This window comes from Microbispora sp. H10836, from assembly GCF_012999525.1.
Lineage (GTDB): Bacteria > Actinomycetota > Actinomycetes > Streptosporangiales > Streptosporangiaceae > Microbispora.
Map to the genome: position 1 here is coordinate 531,816 of NZ_JABBWU010000001.1, position 16,219 is coordinate 548,034.

A 16,219-nucleotide genomic window follows, 5' to 3' on the forward strand; every position below is an offset into this window, starting at 1 on the left:
CTCATCGCCAGGCGGATCGAGAAAGACACATACCGTTATCAGAACCGCCGTCGCATCATGCCGATAAGCGCTCCGCTCCGAGTCAAAGGGGATGACAGATAGTGAAGCGCATGGTATTCGCGCACACATCCTCATTCTTCGAGGGCCCGGTCCGTCGAAATCAGAGAAATATCGAGGCCGTCATCGGACATCTCAACGCGAATCTGGCCGCTCCTCCGCCGGCGTGTTAGCGTGACCTCACGGCCCGCAAGCTTGGGGCAGAGAACAACAACTGCCGCCTATTGCGGGGGTCAGTAGGCGCTGACGCGCCTATCTATTGGTACCCGTTCCATTAGGAAGGAGGTGAGAGACATGGCTAAGCAGGCTTACGTCGCTCCGGTCCTGGAGAAGATTGGCGGGTTCCGTGAAGTGACAAACGGCTACCCCTGGTGGGACTACCGCGACATCTTCGGTGGGCGCACGTTCATCTCACCGTGAGTCCGGTGTGCGGGTGAGGTGATTCATTTCCCCTCACCCGCACATTTGCTTGGCCGACTCGCCGACGACGCAACTGGAACTCCAATGGTTGGGTGACGTCACGTGAAGTTTCTGGCTTTACCGGACCGAGATCTCGATCACCGCATCGCCGGCCGTCTCGGCTGGGATGTCGAGCCGGGGGTCGTCCGGCATCCTTCGGGAAGGCCCTGGATCCTCACGGACGATCTGCCGGACTGGGCGGTCCGGGACCTGGCGGACGGGACGAGGATCGCCGTTCCCGGAGCGAACAGCGACCCTGTCGTCGCGGCCGAGGTCGACGACCTCTCGACGAGCGCACGCGTCGACGACATCGCGAAGAGCCTCACCCTACACAGCTTCCTCCTTGTCTCGGCCAACGGGCAGCAGCGTCTGCAAGGCTCGTTGAGCACGCAGAGGCAGCTGTTCTGGGGCATCGTTCACGGTGTCGCGCTCGCCTCGAACAGCCCGCGTGTGCTGAGGGAGATGACACAGCCCCAGGTCGATGAGACGTGGCTTGCACTCTCCCTGGTGAAGGCACTGCCCATCCACGCGTTCGCTCCGCGGACACCGTGGCTTGGTCTGTGCTCGCTGGGCATCGGCGAGTGGTTGCGGATCGACGCGCGGGGGTCGGCTCGGCCAGTTCGATGGTGGGCTCCTCCGGCTTCGGGCGAAGACTTCGCGTCATCGGCCGACGCTGTGCGCGCGTCCCTGCGTGAAGTGGTCGGCGGAGCGATCCACAGCGGCGCCAGGCGCGTCAGTGCGGACCTGTCCGGCGGCCTGGACTCGACGAGCCTGTGTTTCCTGCTCGCGGACCTGGGCGCGGAATTCACGACCTACAGAACGTCGTCCATGAGCCCATGGAATGACGAGACGACCCGTGCCCGCGAGGTTGCCCGAGACCTCCGGCTGCCCCTGCACGAGTTCCCGCCGCTGGCCGAACAGAGCACGGCGTTCGACCTGGATCCCGACCCGAGTCCGGCCTCCGTCGCCGAAGGTCCTCTTGTCTGGGCCGCCTCCCGCGGCTACCTCGACCTCCTGGCGGACGAGGTCTGCCGGACCGGGGCTCACATTCACTTCACCGGCCTCGGTGGCGACGAGCTCTTCGACGTGGTTCCTGGCTTGTTCCGGGCTCTGTGGCGCGAGAATCCCGTGGCAGCCTTACGGCGTATGCGCAGATTCCAACTCACGCAGAAGCAGCGTCTTGTTCCGCTTCTCAGGGGCGCGTCATCCCAGGAGAGCTATCAGAGCTATTTTCTGCGTGTCGCTGCCTCGATCGGGCGCGATGTCCCCTCACGGCCCGAGGACGCGTACTCCTGGTTTCCGCCGGTGGTTCTCCCCCGTTGGATCACGACCAAGGCGAGAAACCTTATCGTTCAGGCGTTCTCCGATGCGGCCACGTCGATGCCGGAGCCCCTGGGCCGCGACCCGCTCGCACACCAGACCGTGGAGTCGGTCGCTTTTCAAGGCAAGATACTCCGGCAGTTCTCCGAGGTGTACCGCCAGTACGACATTCGCTGGTGCGCGCCCTTCACCGACAGCCGCGTCGTGCGCGCGGTGCTCCGCGCTCCGGCATCCGCCCGGATCAGCGACTCTGTCGACAAGCCATTGCTGGCGGCCACGATGAATGGAATCGCGCCAAGCGGATTCTACGACAAGAGAGGCCGGGGAGACTTCACCTCGGATATTTACGCCGAGCATCGAGCCCGCCGGGACAAGCTCCTCGTCGAGTTCAAGGACAGCCGTCTGGTGGAGCGCGACCTCGTTCAGCGAGATTTGATCGAGCCGATTCTGGCTGAACCAGCGGCATCCGACATCGGGCTACTTGAACTTGAGAAGTTGGTCACCGCGGAGCGATGGCTGCGTGGAGTCGATTGATCACCCGTCTCCATCTTCACGACAAATAAGGAAATATCGTGGCTATCCAATTGAACAAGGGCATTGTGCTCCAGGAAGTCGACGGGCAAGCGGTCCTGGTCGGGACCGGACGTAAAGCCGCGTACTGGCGCATCAACGGCACCGCACTCTTGATGCTGAAACGCCTGCTCGACGGCGACACAGCCACCGAAGTGGTCGAGTCGATCGCTCAAACTCATGACATCGATCGCGTGCGGGTGAAGGCCGACATCGACCAGTTGGTCGCGGCTCTTGTCGAGGCGCGCCTCATTCGCACCGACTCTCCGGACTGATCACGTTGGCAACGGTCTATCCGGTCAAGTACCGGGCTCAAGCGCGCCTGGCCATCACCGTCGCACGGGTGTTGATCCTGCTTTCCCCAGATCGTCTTGCCGCCGTGCTGACGCGCCTTTGCCGAGGCGTCGCTCACGCGTCGGCGACGGACGCCGGCGAAGCGCGGAACGTGGTGTGCGCGCTGAGCCCGCGCTGCGCCGGACAGGGATGCCTCCAGCGTTCTGTGGCCGTCGTGATCTTGTGCCGCCTCCGGGGAAGCGCCCCCGATTGGCGTGCCGGATTCGCGATGCACCCGTTCACCGCGCACGCCTGGGTGGAGGTGGATGGCCGGCCGGTGGGCGAGCCTGAGAAGGTATCGGCCTACACGGTCGTTCACGCGTCCCGCGTCCGGCCTCGTCAGGCGAGGTCCCGGTCGTGACGTGAGGGGCCAGGACATCCTCGACGCTCCGGCTCAGGGTCTCCCTGACGACTCATGACCGTGCCCACGATCGGACCCGCCGGCGCCGGCATCGCGACGGCCGGGCTGCGCGCCGGCGTCGTCGTCCCCGGCGGCCGTCGGGCTTGGCCGCCGGGGACGACGAGCACCACGCTCGGCCGGCTCGCGTCGCTTCCCGTCGTCGTCAGCAGTTCGGGATCGCGGGGAGACCGGCGACGCGGGTGGCGAGCCAGGCGACCGCCAGCGGGCCGCCCTCGACCGCGCCGAGCACGTGGCTGCCGGCCGGCAGGCCGGTCCACAGGACGTTCACGCCCCGCGCGCAGTACTCCTTGCGCAGGGTCCTGCCCACCTCGTACGGGATGATCTCGTCGCCCTTGGCGTGGTAGAGGAACAGCGGCACCCGCGGCGCGGACGCGCCGAGGCGGTTCTCGGCGAGGCGGGCCCGCCAGTCCGGCAGGTTCATGACGTCGGCGGTGGTGAAGTCCGCCAGGCGCCGTCCGTCGAACCTGGCGCGCAGGTCGCTCACGCAGTCGTCGCGCGCGTCCCCGAACAGGGCCGCGCCCTCGGGGGTCAGGTAGCTCTCGAGGTTCAGCCCCGGGTAGGCGGCGTCGAGCCCGATGCCGGCGGCCGCGGCGAGCCCGAAGTCGCCCGTGCCGTCCAGGTGATCGGCCACCGCCCGCAGGTCGGCGGGGACGCCGCCCGCCGCGACGCCCTTGAGCCGCAGCTCGGGCGCGTACGACGGCTGGAGCTGGGCGGCCCAGGCCGCCGACGACCCGCCCTGCGAATAGCCCATGACCACGACGGGGGCCGTGGCGGACAGGTTCGCGTCCGGCACCCGCGCCGCCGCCCTGATGGAGTCGAGCACGGCGCGCCCCTGGGACAGGCCCGCCATGTACGTGTGGTCGCCGGGCATGCCGAGCCCCTCGTAGTCGGTCACCGCGACGGCCCAGCCCTTGAGCAGCATCAGGCTCATGATGGCGAGCTCGGCCTCGGTGCCGTTCGCCATGGCGGCCGACGGCGCGCACCGGTCGCCCATGCCGTGCGTCCCGACGGCGTACCCGGCGATGGGCCGCTTGCCGAGGAGATACGGGGCGTCGGGGACGAGCAGGGTGCCCGAGACGACGTTCGGCTCCCCGGTGGCAGACGTGGACCGGTAGCGGAGATGCCATGCCTTCACCGGCACCTCCAGCAGCTTGCCGGGCACGAGATACACGGTCGTGCGGCCGGCTTCGACGACGTCCCCGGCGGAGGTCGCGCGTGCGGTGCCGGTGAGCGCGGGCAGCAGGAGGAGAGCCCCGATCATGGACAGGGTGGCGCGAACGCGAAGGTTCATAGAGCCGCCTTCCGGCTGTTGGATCACATTCCAAAATCGGCGCCGTGGGCTGATCGTTACCCGGCGGTAACGGTGTGTCAAGGACCCAATTGGCGGGACTTCACGCGCTTGTGTCAGGCACCATGGCGGTCATGGACGCCGCATCGGTGAACCTGCTGCGCGAAGTGCTCGCCTCCACCGGATGGGTCGAACGCACCCGGGAGCTCGGCCTGGCCCTGCGGGCCACCCGGTCGGCCGGGGGGCTCCTCGTCGTCGGCACCCCCGAGGACGAGCCGTGGCACGTCACCGCCCATCTCGCGGACGAGGCCCGGCTGTCGGGGCTCGCCCAGCTCTCCCCCACGCTCGTCCGCTGGGCGCCGCCGCCCGGCGCGCCCGCCCACCTGCGGGTCGGGATGGAGCGCCTGCGCGGCACCGGCAGGGGCGAGACGCTCTTCGTGGTCGCCGAGCAACGGGCGCCCGTGCCCCTGCTGGAGCGGGTGGACGACGCCCGCCGCAGCGGCGCCACGATTCTCGCCGTCGACGGCGGCGACCCCGAGCTGGAGTCGCTGGCCCACGACGCGATCGCCGTACCGGCCGGGGAGGCCGTCCTGAGTTTCGACGCGGCGCAGCACCTGGTGAGCAGCGCCGCCGGAGAGCTGCGGCGGCTCGGCCTGCGGGAGCGCCTCGCCCGCCTGGCCGACCGGATCACCGGCCCCCAGGTGAGCGACTGAGGTGAGCGACTGAGGTGCCCGGCGCCCGGCGGCGGGTCAGGACGCGGGCGGACCGAGCGGGGCACGGCTGAGCTCGCCCACCCGCCGGTCCACCGCCTCGGCCGCCTCGCGCAGCACCTCGATCACCACGGCCTGCATGGGGTCGGGCTCCCCCGACGTCGTGCGGCTCACCCTGGTCAGCGCCTCGATCCTGCGGCTGCCCACGCCGCGGATGCCGGTGACGACCACCTCGCCCGGTGGCACGTCGAGCAGCGCCAGCGACGGCACGATCGCCACGCCGTGCCCCGCCGAGACCAGCCCGAGCACGGGCGGGAACTCCGCGATCAGGTGCACGCGGCGCGGGACGAACCCGTGGAGTTGGGCGAGCCGTTCGAGCGCCTGCCCGCACGCCTGGTCGGGCACGCCGGCGACCCACGGCAGGTCGACGAGGTCGGCGACCGTGGCGGGCACCCTGTCCCACGACGGCGGGGCGACGATGCGGTACTCGTCGTCGTGGAGGCGGTGCCGGGACATCGACTGCAGGGACGCGGCGGGCTGGCTCATGTCCCGTTCCGTCACCACCAGGTCCACGCCGCCGAGGCGTAGCTCCTGCACCGCGCCCGGCCCGAACAACTCGTGGATCACGGGGGTGATCCGCGGGTGCCGTACGGCCAGCTCGCGCAGGGCGGGGACGAGCAGATGCCGGATCACGGTGGGGAACGCCGCGATCGTGACCGGCCCGGACAGCCTCTCGGCGAAGCGGTTGAGCTCATGCCTGGCCTCGGCGAGCTGCTCCTCGATGCGTTCGGCGTACGCCGCCAGCACCCGGCCCGCGGGAGTCAGCGTGACCCTGCGCTGTGATCGGTCGAACAGCGCGAGGCCGACCTCCCGTTCCAGCTGGGCGAGCTGCTGGGAGACGGCCGAGGGCGTGAGGTGCAGCGCCTGGGCGGCCTTCATGACGCCGCCCCTGCGGGACACCTCGTGCAGGATCCGCAGCCGCCGCGGGTCGATATCCATACAGCGGATCTTATGTGTGGATTAAGAATCCTTCACTTGCTCTTCACTCTTCATGGGCAGGATCATCGCAGCATGACCACTTCCGTGGACGGCGAGCCGTCCTGATGTCCACGTTCATCACGATCATCGGCACCGCGGGCGCCGTCGTCCTGCTGCTCGCGTACGCGATGGTGTCGTCCGGCAGGATGTCCGGGGACGGCCTGCCCTACCAGCTGCTCAACTTCGGCGGGGCGGTCACCCTGATGATCAACAGCGCGTACCACTCCGCCTGGCCCTCGGCGATCCTCAACCTGGTGTGGAGCGGCATCGGCGTGTGGACCCTCGGCCGGTTCGTCGCCCGCCGAGCGGCAGCCCGCCGGCACGCGGCCGAGTCCGCAGGCGCCGCGACACCGGCCGCAGGCACTGCGACACCGGCCGCAGGCGCCTGGGCCGCCGCCCAGGAGGGCACGACGGACGGCACCGGCCGGCCCGGCGAGCACGGCATAGCCGCGATCGGCTGAGCCCCCGGTCACGCCTCACAGGCGCCGCGCGCGTCCCCGGCCCGGCCCCGGGAGACAGAGCGGATCGGAGCCGGGGAGAAGACGACGGAAGCGCCGGTCCGGGGAGGGGGTCAGGGGATCAGTCGTCCCATTCCTTGTCCTGCTCGCTCCAGCGCTTGTTGCGCTCGGCCGCCGTCTGCAGGGCCTGGGCGGCGGCGTCGCGGGAGTCGTAGGGGCCGAGCCGGTCCTTGTTCGGGCAGCCCTTCTCGGGCTCGACGGTCATGTGCTTCAGGCAGAACCACCATTGATCGCTCACGCCATAATCGTGCCCCCCTGACGCGCAACTAGACTTGGCGGCATGACCACGCTGCTCCGCCCCGGGCGGATCTCGCCCACCCGTAAGGTTCCCGCCCACATCCCCCGCCCCGAGTACGTGGGGAAGGCCGAGCCCAAGAAGGGCGACAGCGACGTCAAAACCCCCGAGACCATCGAGAAGATGCGGATCGCGGGCCGGATCGCCGCGCAGGCGCTGGAGGAGGTCGGCAAGCACGTCGCCCCCGGCGTGACCACCGACGAACTCGACCGGATCGGCCACGAGTTCCTCTGCGACCACGCCGCCTACCCCTCGACGCTCGGCTACCGCGGCTACCCGAAGTCGCTGTGCACGTCGATCAACGAGGTGATCTGTCACGGGATCCCGGACGACACCGTGCTGCGCGACGGTGACATCGTCAACGTGGACATCACCGCCTACATCGGCGGCGTGCACGGCGACACCGACGCCACCTTCCTGGTCGGGGAGGTCGACGAGGAGTCCCGCCTGCTGGTCGAGCGGACCCGCGAGGCGATGATGCGGGCGATCAAGGCGGTCGTGCCGGGCCGGCAGCTCAACATCGTCGGCCGGGTCATCGAGGCGTACGCCAAGCGCTTCGGCTACGGCGTCGTCCGCGACTTCACCGGCCACGGCATCGGGACCTCGTTCCACTCCGGGCTCATCGTCCCCCACTACGACGATCCCTCGCTGTCGGTGACCCTCGTGCCGGGGATGACGTTCACGATCGAGCCCATGCTCACGCTCGGCACGATCGACTACGAGATCTGGCCGGACAGGTGGACCGCGGTGACCAAGGACCGCAAGCGCACCGCCCAGTTCGAGCACACGATCGTGGTGACCGAGACGGGGCACGAGATCCTGACCCTGCCCTAGCGTGGCGGCGCCTCGCCTGTCCCGGCGTGGCGCCGCGCGGCTCATCGCGCACCGATCGCCGCCGGCGGAGCCGGCGGGGCCTACTCCGCGGCCCTGTCCCGCTTGTTCAGCTTCGCCAGATAGTCGTTGTAGGCGTCCAGCTCCGAGTCCCCGGTGCCGCCGGACTTGGCCGCGGCGGCGTCGGCGCGGCGGTCCGTCCGGCGCGCGACGCGCTCGTCGTCGCGCCACCACTGGTAGCCGAGCGCGAGCAGCACGATCAGCGTGGGGATCTCACCGAACGCCCAGGCGATCGCGCCGCCGGACTGCTGGTCCGTCAGCGAGGAGGCGCCCCAGGTGCGCCCGAGCTGGTCGTAGTAGGACGACGCGAGCACCGTGCCCATGCTCATCAGGGCGATCCCGAAGAACGCGTGGAACGGCATGGTCACCATGAGCAGCAGCAGCCGCCCGTAGTGGGGCAGCTTGTGCGGCGCGGGGTCCACCCCGATGATCACCCAGAAGAACAGGGAGCCGCTGAGCAGGAAGTGCACGGTCATCGCGATGTGACCGAGGTGCTCCTCCATCGCGGCGGCGAACAGCGGGGTGAAGTACAGGGCGAACGTCGACACCACGAAGATCGCGGTGGCGATCGCGGGATGGCTGACGAACTTCACGACCCTGCTGTGCAGGATCACCGTGATCCACTCGCGCGGTCCCCGGTCGCCCCGGCGGGCGGCGGGCTTGAGCGCGCGCAGCGCCAGCGTCACCGGCGCGCCGAGCACCAGGAAGATCGGGACCAGCATCGACAGGACCATGTGCTCGGTCATGTGCACGCTGAACAGCACCGGCGCGTAGCGCGCCACACCGGTCTGCGTGCTGAGCACGAGGATGACCACGCCGAGATACCAGCTGACCGTGCGGCCCACGGGCCACCGGTCGCCCCGGCGGGCCAGCCGGACGACCCCCGCGCCGTACAGACCGGCCATGACGGCGGCGAGGACGGCGAAGAACAGGTCGAACCACCACAGCGTCACCAGGTTGCCGAGCGAGATCGGCGGCGGCACGAGGTAACCGAGCAGCTCGAACGCACGGTCGACCGGGGTGTCGACTGGCGGCGGGGCGGTCCGGGACAGCGCCACGGCGAGGCCGATCGTCGCCCCCATCAGCACTACCTCGCCGAGGGCGAGGCGGAGGAAGGCGTGCGGCTCCCCCGCCGACAGCCGCGGCAGCGTACGGCCGCGGTGGCGCCAGCCGAAGAACCCGAGCACGGCGAACGCGACGATCTTGGCCAGCAGGAGCAGGCCGTAGTTCGAGGTGAACAGCTCGCCGACCGAGGTGAGGCGCGAGGCGGCGGCGGCGAGCCCGGAGACGCCGACCCCGGCGAAGCACCACAGAGCCATGCGGGAGAAGCGCGCGGCGGCGACGTCCAGGAGCGGCTGCCGGCGCAGCGCGTGGATGCAGACCACCCCGAGGCCGCCCACCCACAGCGCCAGGAAGAGCAGGTGCATCGCCACCGAAGTGGTGGCCAGCCCGTGGTTGGGCGAGGAGGAGGAGTGCCCGGTGAGCGCGGGCGGCAGCAGCGTCGCCAGCGCGAAGACCAGCAGCCCCGCGGCGGCACCGGCGGTGATCGCGCCGCGGGCGAACAACGCGATGGCGACGGCGAACAGCACGACCAGGGTCAGCGCGATGCCCTGCGGCACCTGGCTGGCGTAGCTGGTGAGCTCGTTCCCGGCGAGGACCTCCCCCACCGGCATGCCGAGCGTCTCCGACAGGCTGAAGACCAGCGCCACCGCCGCGGCCACCGCCCAGGCCAGCGCGGACCACGACGCGCCCTTGACGTAGCTCTGCGCGGACTTGCCGAGCAGGCCCTTGTCGCTGGGCAGGAACGCCGCGGCCGCGGCGAGCAGCCCGACGGTCAGCACGCCGGAGACGTCCATCGCGAGCTTGGACAGCGGCAGCATCCAGCGGGTGAGGGTACCCTCGTCGGGCAGGCCGGGGATGATCCGCGGCGTCGCGGCGCCGCCGAGCACCATGGCGATGACGAGCGCGCCCACGGCCGCGCAGAGCGCGGCGGCGGTCAGGCGCACCGCCCTGCTCACGGCTTCTTCCGCAGGCTCAGGAACATCCCTATGCCGACGCCGGCGATCCCGAAGATCACCGCCCAGATCCAGCCGGGCACACCCGTCCGCCCGGCGCTTCCGGCCTCGGTGGCCCGCGCCGTCGCGGCCGTGGAGGGCGCCGCCGCGGAGGCGGGCTCCCCGGGAGCGGCGGCCGAGGTCGCCGTGCCGAGCGACTGGTCGCCGATCACGGTGAACGGGATCTCGCCCTCCAGCGGGTGGCCGTCGGGCGAGACCACTCGCCACGCGATCGTGTAGCGGCCAGGGGGCACGGGCTCGGTCACCGCCTGGGCGACCTTGGGCCCGTCCACGGCCGGCGCGCCTTGCTCGTAGCGCCTGCCGTCCTCGCCGCGGACGACCACGACCGGGAACTGAACGGAGTCCGCGAATTCGAGCGTGACCTTCTGCAAGGTCTTGACCTGGGCGTTCTTCTGCGGGTCGCTACTCTTGAGCGAGGTGTGCGCCTGAGCCGGCAGGACCGGCGCGGCACACAGCAGGAGAGCCGCCAAGAGCGCGGCGAAGGCGGCGAGGAAGGGTCTCTTCATGACACCCCCAGGCTACCGACGCGGGGCTCCGGTCCGTACCCCAGACCTCCGGTACAGCACGATCACGGACCGAGGGGAACCCCGGCGGCCGTGGGGCTCGGGAGAACGCCGGTCTTCCGCGAGCCCGCGGGGAGGCGGCCCGGCCGCGCCTCCCCCGGCTCCGGTACGAGCGGGCGCGATCGCGCCTACAGCCCGGCGCAGGCGAGGGCGCGCTGATAGGCGGCCACGCTCTGCGAGTCATCGCCGATGCGCCGCCGCATCTCCGCCACGTTCATCCAGTCCTCGGCGGCCTTCAGGGTCTGCGGCGCATCCTCCAGCCAACCGGTGACCAGGTCGAGCGCCGCGGCGGCGTCCCCGTCCTGGTGGAGCAGGAAGTGCGCCTGGCCGAGCAGAAGGTTGGCGCCGGCCAGGAGGCCGCTCTTGGTGTGCTGCACGTGCGCCAGCGCGTCCCTGAGGTGGTCGACGGCCCCGTCCGGGCGGTCGAGGACGATCTCCGCCCAGGCGAGGACGCAGGCGGTCCGCGCCCGGTCGAAGGCGCTGGTGGCGGAGGCCTCGTGCTCCCGCTGTGCCCGCAGGAGCAGCTCCCGTGCCCGCTCCGCCTCCTCGGGACGCACCCGCAGCATCATGGAGGCGTAGGCTTGGCGCAGCCGGGCGAGGTTGCGGGGTTCGCCGTTCTCGGACTGGAAGGCGAGCGCTCGTTCGAGGAGCGTCATGCCCTCCTCGCCCCTGCCGATCTTCTCCAGCACCTGCGCCGCGTTCCAGGACGACGCCACCGTCGCCCGGGACGTGCCGAGGGTCTCGGCGGCCGCCAGCAGTTCGTTCGCGAAGTGGCCCGCGCGCAGCATGTCCCCGCGCACCATGTACGCCAGCAGGAGGGTGGCGCCGAGCTCGACCAGTTCGTCGGTCCAGCCGCTGCGCGCGAAGGCGGCGAGCGTCTGCTCGCCCACGTGCACGGCGGCGGAGAAGTCACCCCGCTCACGGTGGCACCGGCACAGCGCCAACGCCACGGCGATCTTGCGCTCCTGCGGCATCGCCTCCGCCTCGGAGCCGTTGAGCTCGTTGAGGACCGAGATCGCCTCGCCGAGCTCGCCGCACGCCTCCAGGGCCAGGGCGTACCCGTAGCGGGCCTCCACCCGGAGCGCGGTAAGACCCAGCAGGTTGTTGTCCGCGAGCAGTTCGGCGTACCTGCGGCGGGCCTCGGCGACCTCGCCGTTCTCGAGCGCCATCCGCGCGAAGCTGAGACCGACCTCGAGGTCCTCCATCTGCTCGGCCGTCACGCCGTTGACGAGGTAGGTGAGCGAGCAGTCGAGCTTCTGCGCGAGCAGTTCGAGAACGGCCGGCGTCGGCGTCCTCTTGCCGCTCTCGATGAGTGATACGTAACTGTCGGAAAGTTCAGGATGGGCCAACTGCGCTTGCGAGAGCCCGCGCTGCCGCCGTATCGCCTTGATGCGCTGTCCGACCAGATCTTGCGCGGCCATTGGCAACTCCTGAAATATTGTAGGCCTGGCAGTCCGAGTTGATGGGAGATCCACCGTGCGCCGCCCAACCTCGTATCTACTTACCGCCCTGATTTTGGCCCTTGTGACCGTTGGTGGCAATGCTACGGCCAACAGTGCCGCCCCGTCTCCTCTGCAGCGATACGCGTTCGACAACGGCTGCTGCTGAACCACGTAGCTGCTGCTTGAGCGGGACGGGCCGTCCCCGGCGGACGACCCTGCCGCCGGGGAACTACTGTCCACCCGGTCGCCCGGCGGCGGACGATTGATCAGCGGGGAACCGAGCCGGCGTTCTTGACAGGCTCCGCTCACAGTCCGGGTCAGAATTTCCGACAAGGGCGGCCCCCGAAGTCGAATCCCGTAACGACATCGGCACCTTTCCTGTTTCGGAGGAAATTCGCTCAACGGCTGCGATTTCAAACGTCCGATCCAGGCGGGGCGCCGATCAGAAGGAATCCGTTGACTTTTATCGGCCACCGTGATTCCCATGTGCGGCTGCCTTGTGAAAGCCGCGCAACGAGCGCGAATGTCCGCGGGGACGCGCGCCCGGATCGCGCAGAGGGCGTGATGCCGCGGCGCGTGCCCGGCCTCTCCCGCGCCGGCCTTCACGAGAACAGTGGAGGCGGCCGCCGGCCCAATCTTCGACGGCGTTCGGCAGGCCGGTCCGCGATCCCCGAGAAAGCATCCCTACACGTCAGCCCCTCACAGGGGCCGCCTGTGCGGAGCCCTCCGCCCGCGCTCGCGTCCGTACGACCGGCGGCGTCCGTCCCGCGACCGGCGGGCACGACGAACGACCGGCCGGTCCGGAACAGAGGCAGGTCAGCGCCGGATCCGGGCACCTGGGGCGGCATTCGACGCGGCGAATGCGATCTACGGCGGGACGGCCTTCGCCGGTGTCACTCGCCACGGCACCGGGCCTCCCCGCACCGCCACCTGTAAGCCTCCGGACATCCGGGCAGGTCAAAAGGATGCGACAGGCGGGCTTACCCGCGAGTAGGAAATTCCGGGCCAACTGGAACCCGCGGATTATCCGGCGCGTCTAGACAATATCTAGATGGGAGATGGCATATTTGATGCTCTGCCGGAACAGGCCCGACGGCGTGCCCGATGACCGGCGAACACGGGGATGCCATCGCGAAGCCGCCGTTTTGGGGGGAACCGCCGGGGTGCAGTTGCGACGAGTGCAGCGGCGACTCATGGCGTGTACCGGGCACGGGAGCGGCATTTCGCCCGATCGCGGTCATCCACAGGTTGCATCTACGCCGTTACCAGGTGGAGTTCATACGTATGGATAGCGCGAATGAGCGTAAAACGTCCGCGTACTCACCCTGCCGCCTGCGGATGCTCGGGCCCCTGGCCGCGTGGCGCGACGAACGGAGCGTCGACCTCGGACCTCCTCTGCAGCGCGCGGCCCTGTGCGTGCTCGCCGCGCAGATGGGGCAGGTCGTGACCAAGGAGGCCCTGATCGGCGGGCTCTGGGGGGAGCGCCCGCCGAACACCGCCGAGCAGAGCGTCTACACCTATGTCGCCGGGCTGCGGCGGGTACTGGAGCCGAAGGGGGGCCGGCGAGGTTCCTACTCGGTCCTGCTGTCCCGGTCGGGCGGCTACGTCCTGGCCCGCGGGCCGGTCGAGGTGGACGTCGAGGACTTCGGGCGCCGTCTGGCCGAGGCCCGCCGGTTGGACGGCGACGGCGACCTGCGCGGCTGCCTTCGCGCGCTGGACGCCGCCGTGGGGTGCTGGTCGGGCCCCGCCCTGTGCGGCGTACCGGGTCCGTTCGCCGAGGCGGAGCGGGCACGCCTCGAGGAGTTGCGCCTGGCGGCGCGGGAGGATCGCGCCGACGCGCTGCTCCGCCTGAACCTGCACCAGGAGGCGGCGGCCGCCCTGACCGAACTGGTCGGCGAGGCTCCCCTTCGGGAGCGCGCCCGTGACCTGCTCATGCTCGCGCTCTACCGGTGCGGCAGGCAGGCGGACGCCCTGCACACGTACATGGACGTCAAGCGGCTCCTGGCGGAGCGGCTCGGGGTCGATCCCGGCGAGACGCTGCGGGAACGGTACGAGCTGATCCTGCGGGCCGATCCCTCGCTCAGGCAGGCGGGTCCCTCGCCCACGCCGGCGGGCGAGCGGGCGGCCGGCGCCGATGCCCCGCCCCCGCGCCCTCCGCGCCAATTGCCCCGCGCGGTGAACTGCTTCGTCGGCCGGCCGGAGGAGAGGGTGCGCCTGCGATCGCTGCTCGCCCCCTGGGACGGCGCGCCCCCGCAGGCGGTGGTCGCCGTCACCGGCGCCCCGGGAGCGGGAAAGTCCGCCCTGGCGGTCCACGCCGCGCACGCCGCCGTCGACGCGTTCCCGGACGGCCAGCTCTATGTGAATCTCCTGGGGTCGACTCCAGGTGTGGAGCGGCTCAAGCCGATCGACGTGCTCGGCAGGCTCCTGCGCGCCCTGGGACTGCCCGGCGAGGCCGTACCGTCCGATGTGGACGAGGCCGCCGCCATGCTGCGCGACCGGTTGGAGGGCCGCAGGACCCTCATCCTGCTCGACGACGCGGCGGGGCCCGAGCAGGTACGCGCTCTCCTGGGTCTACCGGCCGGCACCAGCGTGCTGATCACGAGCCGGGAGTCGTTCGCGGTGACCGACGACTGCGTCCAGCTCGTCCTCGGCAGCATGCTGCGGTCGGAGGCCGTCACCATGCTCGCGAAGCTCGTGGGGGCCGAGCGGATCGCGGCCGACCCGGCTGCGGGCCGGCTGGCCGACCTGTGCGGCGGGCTGCCGCTGGCTCTCCGCCTGGCCGCCGCACGGCTCGTGGACCGGCCGGAGTGGACGCCCGCGGAGCTGGTCGACCGGCTTGAGGACCGGCGGCGGACACTGCACGAACTGGAGGCGGGCAAGACCGCCGTGCGCTCCAGCCTCGAACTCAGCTACGAGAGCCTCGCCCACGGCAAGGCCGTCCTCGACCGGCTGGCGGCGCGGGTCCTGTGCCATCTCGGCCTTCTCCATGTGGCGGATGTGACGGCGCACGTCGTGGCCGCCCTCGTGGACGAGCCCGCCGACGCCGCGGAGCGCGCGCTCGACCGCCTGGTACGCGCGCATCTGCTGGAGGCCGCGGGCACCGGCCGGTTCCGCATGCACGACCTCGTGCGCCTCTACACGATCGAGCTGGCGGAAACCCGCCTCGCGCCCGAGGCCCGCGCGGGCGCCCTCCTGCGAGCGCTTGGGTTCTACGGCGCGACAGCATGGCGGGCCAGCACCGTGCTGGACCCGCACCGCGTGCAGCTCCCCTGGCCCGCCGTGCCGCAGCGCCCCCTCGCGCTCGCCTCTCCCGGCGAGGCCAGGAACTGGCTGGAGGAGGAGCTGGCGAACGCCGTGGCGGCCGCGTCGCAGGCGCTGGTGAGCGAGGACGACGACATCGCGCGCAGGGGGGCTTACGTCGGGTTCGCCCTGTACTGGCAGCTGTCGAGGAGCGCGTACCGCCGAGAGCACCTCGACCTGAGCAGACAGGCGCTGGCTGTGGGCGAGCGAGTCGGCGACCTGGAGTTGATGTCCCTGGCGCACGGTCAGCTCGCCGCCGCCCTGCTTCACACCGGCCAGGCCTCCGACGCCATGCCGCACCAGTGGGCCGAGCTGGAACTGAGACGCATGCTGATGGACCGGTTCGGCGAGATGCGAGCGCTGGGCAACCTGGCTGTCACTTACCTGACTCTCAAGCAGTACGCGCAGGCACGCGAGTGCACCGAGACACAGCGGACGATCGCCAGGGAGATCGGCTCCGACGTCGGTGAGCGTCATTCGCTGCTGATCGGAGGAAGGGCCTGCGAGGAGCTGGGGGACTCGGCCGAGGCCATGGACCTGATCGGCGAAGGGCTCGCGCTCGCCCACGCCGCAGGGGATCGCTACCAGGAGAGCGCGGCTCTGGTGATGCTCGCCAAGCTGCACCTGGACCGCGACGACGCACTCACGGCGAGGTCCCACCTGGAGCGCGGCCTGCGATGTGCGATCGAGATCGGCCACCGGGTCTACGAGTGCCGGTCCCTCACCCTGCTCGCCAGAGCACACCGCCTCCTCGGCGAACCGGAGCAGGCCCTGGCCTGCACCCGGAAGGCGCTGCCGATCGCACAGTCATCCGGGGACGAGGAACTCCGTGAGGTGGAGGCCGAACTGCGGGCCATCCGTGCGGCCTTCCCCCGTTCGGACTCCGCCCAGCCCCCTCCGGCTCACCTCACGTCGATCCGCTGACGCCACGCCACGAAG

General features: G+C 70.5%; 14 protein-coding genes. 8 read left to right on the top strand and 6 right to left on the bottom strand.

Going from position 1 to position 16,219, the window contains the following annotated elements; genetic code table 11:
- Window positions 1-351: 351 nt before the first annotated feature.
- The 4 genes from HHX30_RS02470 (at window position 352) to HHX30_RS02485 (ending at window position 3,100) form a co-directional block, all read left to right on the top strand.
- On the top strand, window positions 352-477 hold the full coding sequence (locus tag HHX30_RS02470; RefSeq protein ID WP_169978877.1) for a keywimysin-related RiPP: 126 nt from the start codon (window positions 352-354) through the stop codon (window positions 475-477).
- 102 nt (window positions 478-579) lie between these two features.
- Window positions 580-2,370, top strand: a complete 1,791-nt coding sequence (locus HHX30_RS02475) for an asparagine synthase-related protein (protein ID WP_169978879.1) — start codon at window positions 580-582, stop codon at window positions 2,368-2,370.
- 38 nt (window positions 2,371-2,408) lie between these two features.
- Window positions 2,409-2,681 carry a PqqD family peptide modification chaperone gene (locus HHX30_RS42455; RefSeq protein WP_169978881.1) on the top strand — a complete coding sequence of 91 codons (273 nt, stop codon included), beginning with the start codon at window positions 2,409-2,411 and terminating at the stop codon, window positions 2,679-2,681.
- 5 nt (window positions 2,682-2,686) lie between these two features.
- Window positions 2,687-3,100 (top strand): lasso peptide biosynthesis B2 protein, encoded by a 414-nt coding sequence (locus HHX30_RS02485; protein ID WP_283246660.1) that lies wholly within the window; start codon window positions 2,687-2,689, stop codon window positions 3,098-3,100.
- Between the two features lie 202 nt (window positions 3,101-3,302).
- On the opposite strand, the gene HHX30_RS02490 is transcribed toward HHX30_RS02485, so the two are convergent.
- Window positions 3,303-4,451 carry a lipase family protein gene (locus HHX30_RS02490; RefSeq protein WP_211591439.1) on the bottom strand — a complete coding sequence of 383 codons (1,149 nt, stop codon included), beginning with the start codon at window positions 4,449-4,451 and terminating at the stop codon, window positions 3,303-3,305.
- 131 nt (window positions 4,452-4,582) lie between these two features.
- Here HHX30_RS02490 and HHX30_RS02495 point away from each other — a divergent pair, with 131 nt between their 5' ends.
- Entirely contained in the window at window positions 4,583-5,161 is a 579-nt protein-coding gene (locus HHX30_RS02495) for a hypothetical protein (protein ID WP_169978883.1), read from the top strand.
- Window positions 5,162-5,197: 36 nt separating this feature from the next.
- On the opposite strand, the gene HHX30_RS02500 is transcribed toward HHX30_RS02495, so the two are convergent.
- On the bottom strand, window positions 5,198-6,157 hold the full coding sequence (locus tag HHX30_RS02500) for a LysR family transcriptional regulator (protein ID WP_169978885.1): 960 nt from the start codon (window positions 6,155-6,157) through the stop codon (window positions 5,198-5,200).
- Window positions 6,158-6,261: 104 nt separating this feature from the next.
- Here HHX30_RS02500 and HHX30_RS40485 point away from each other — a divergent pair, with 104 nt between their 5' ends.
- Window positions 6,262-6,657, top strand: coding sequence for a hypothetical protein (locus HHX30_RS40485; RefSeq protein WP_211591440.1), 396 nt, complete (start codon window positions 6,262-6,264; stop codon window positions 6,655-6,657).
- Between the two features lie 118 nt (window positions 6,658-6,775).
- Here HHX30_RS40485 and HHX30_RS02515 read toward each other — a convergent pair whose 3' ends face one another.
- On the bottom strand, window positions 6,776-6,952 hold the full coding sequence (locus HHX30_RS02515; RefSeq protein WP_169978886.1) for a hypothetical protein: 177 nt from the start codon (window positions 6,950-6,952) through the stop codon (window positions 6,776-6,778).
- Window positions 6,953-6,994: 42 nt separating this feature from the next.
- Between HHX30_RS02515 and map the strand changes: the two genes are divergently transcribed.
- Window positions 6,995-7,843 (top strand): type I methionyl aminopeptidase, encoded by an 849-nt coding sequence (map, locus tag HHX30_RS02520; RefSeq protein ID WP_169978888.1) that lies wholly within the window; start codon window positions 6,995-6,997, stop codon window positions 7,841-7,843.
- A gap of 80 nt (window positions 7,844-7,923) precedes the next feature.
- On the opposite strand, the gene HHX30_RS02525 is transcribed toward map, so the two are convergent.
- The 3 genes from HHX30_RS02525 to HHX30_RS02535 all read right to left on the bottom strand — a co-directional run bounded on the left by HHX30_RS02525 (window position 7,924) and on the right by HHX30_RS02535 (window position 11,959).
- The gene (locus HHX30_RS02525) at window positions 7,924-9,918 is read right to left on the bottom strand and encodes a cytochrome c oxidase assembly protein (RefSeq protein WP_311922046.1); all 1,995 of its coding nucleotides are present in this window, start codon (window positions 9,916-9,918) and stop codon (window positions 7,924-7,926) included.
- The gene (locus HHX30_RS02530; RefSeq protein ID WP_169978890.1) at window positions 9,915-10,481 is read right to left on the bottom strand and encodes a copper resistance CopC family protein; all 567 of its coding nucleotides are present in this window, start codon (window positions 10,479-10,481) and stop codon (window positions 9,915-9,917) included. The genes HHX30_RS02525 and HHX30_RS02530 overlap by 4 nt, the downstream gene beginning before the upstream one ends.
- Window positions 10,482-10,666: 185 nt before the next feature.
- Window positions 10,667-11,959: a helix-turn-helix domain-containing protein gene (locus tag HHX30_RS02535; RefSeq protein ID WP_169978892.1), complete on the bottom strand. Its 1,293-nt coding sequence runs from the start codon at window positions 11,957-11,959 to the stop codon at window positions 10,667-10,669.
- 1,359 nt (window positions 11,960-13,318) lie between these two features.
- Here HHX30_RS02535 and HHX30_RS02540 point away from each other — a divergent pair.
- Complete coding sequence (locus HHX30_RS02540; protein ID WP_169978894.1) at window positions 13,319-16,204, top strand: AfsR/SARP family transcriptional regulator; 2,886 nt, start codon at window positions 13,319-13,321, stop codon at window positions 16,202-16,204.
- The last annotated feature ends 15 nt before the right edge of the window (window positions 16,205-16,219 follow it).

Coding starts and splice junctions, on each gene's coding strand:
- HHX30_RS02470 (WP_169978877.1), top strand. CDS start 352: ATGGCTAAGCAGGCTTACGTCGCTCCGGTCCTGGAGAAGATTGGCGGG.
- HHX30_RS02490 (WP_211591439.1), bottom strand. CDS start 4,451: ATGAACCTTCGCGTTCGCGCCACCCTGTCCATGATCGGGGCTCTCCTC.
- HHX30_RS02495 (WP_169978883.1), top strand. CDS start 4,583: ATGGACGCCGCATCGGTGAACCTGCTGCGCGAAGTGCTCGCCTCCACC.
- HHX30_RS02500 (WP_169978885.1), bottom strand. CDS start 6,157: ATGGATATCGACCCGCGGCGGCTGCGGATCCTGCACGAGGTGTCCCGC.
- HHX30_RS40485 (WP_211591440.1), top strand. CDS start 6,262: ATGTCCACGTTCATCACGATCATCGGCACCGCGGGCGCCGTCGTCCTG.
- map (WP_169978888.1), top strand. CDS start 6,995: ATGACCACGCTGCTCCGCCCCGGGCGGATCTCGCCCACCCGTAAGGTT.
- HHX30_RS02530 (WP_169978890.1), bottom strand. CDS start 10,481: ATGAAGAGACCCTTCCTCGCCGCCTTCGCCGCGCTCTTGGCGGCTCTC.
- HHX30_RS02535 (WP_169978892.1), bottom strand. CDS start 11,959: ATGGCCGCGCAAGATCTGGTCGGACAGCGCATCAAGGCGATACGGCGG.
- HHX30_RS02540 (WP_169978894.1), top strand. CDS start 13,319: ATGCTCGGGCCCCTGGCCGCGTGGCGCGACGAACGGAGCGTCGACCTC.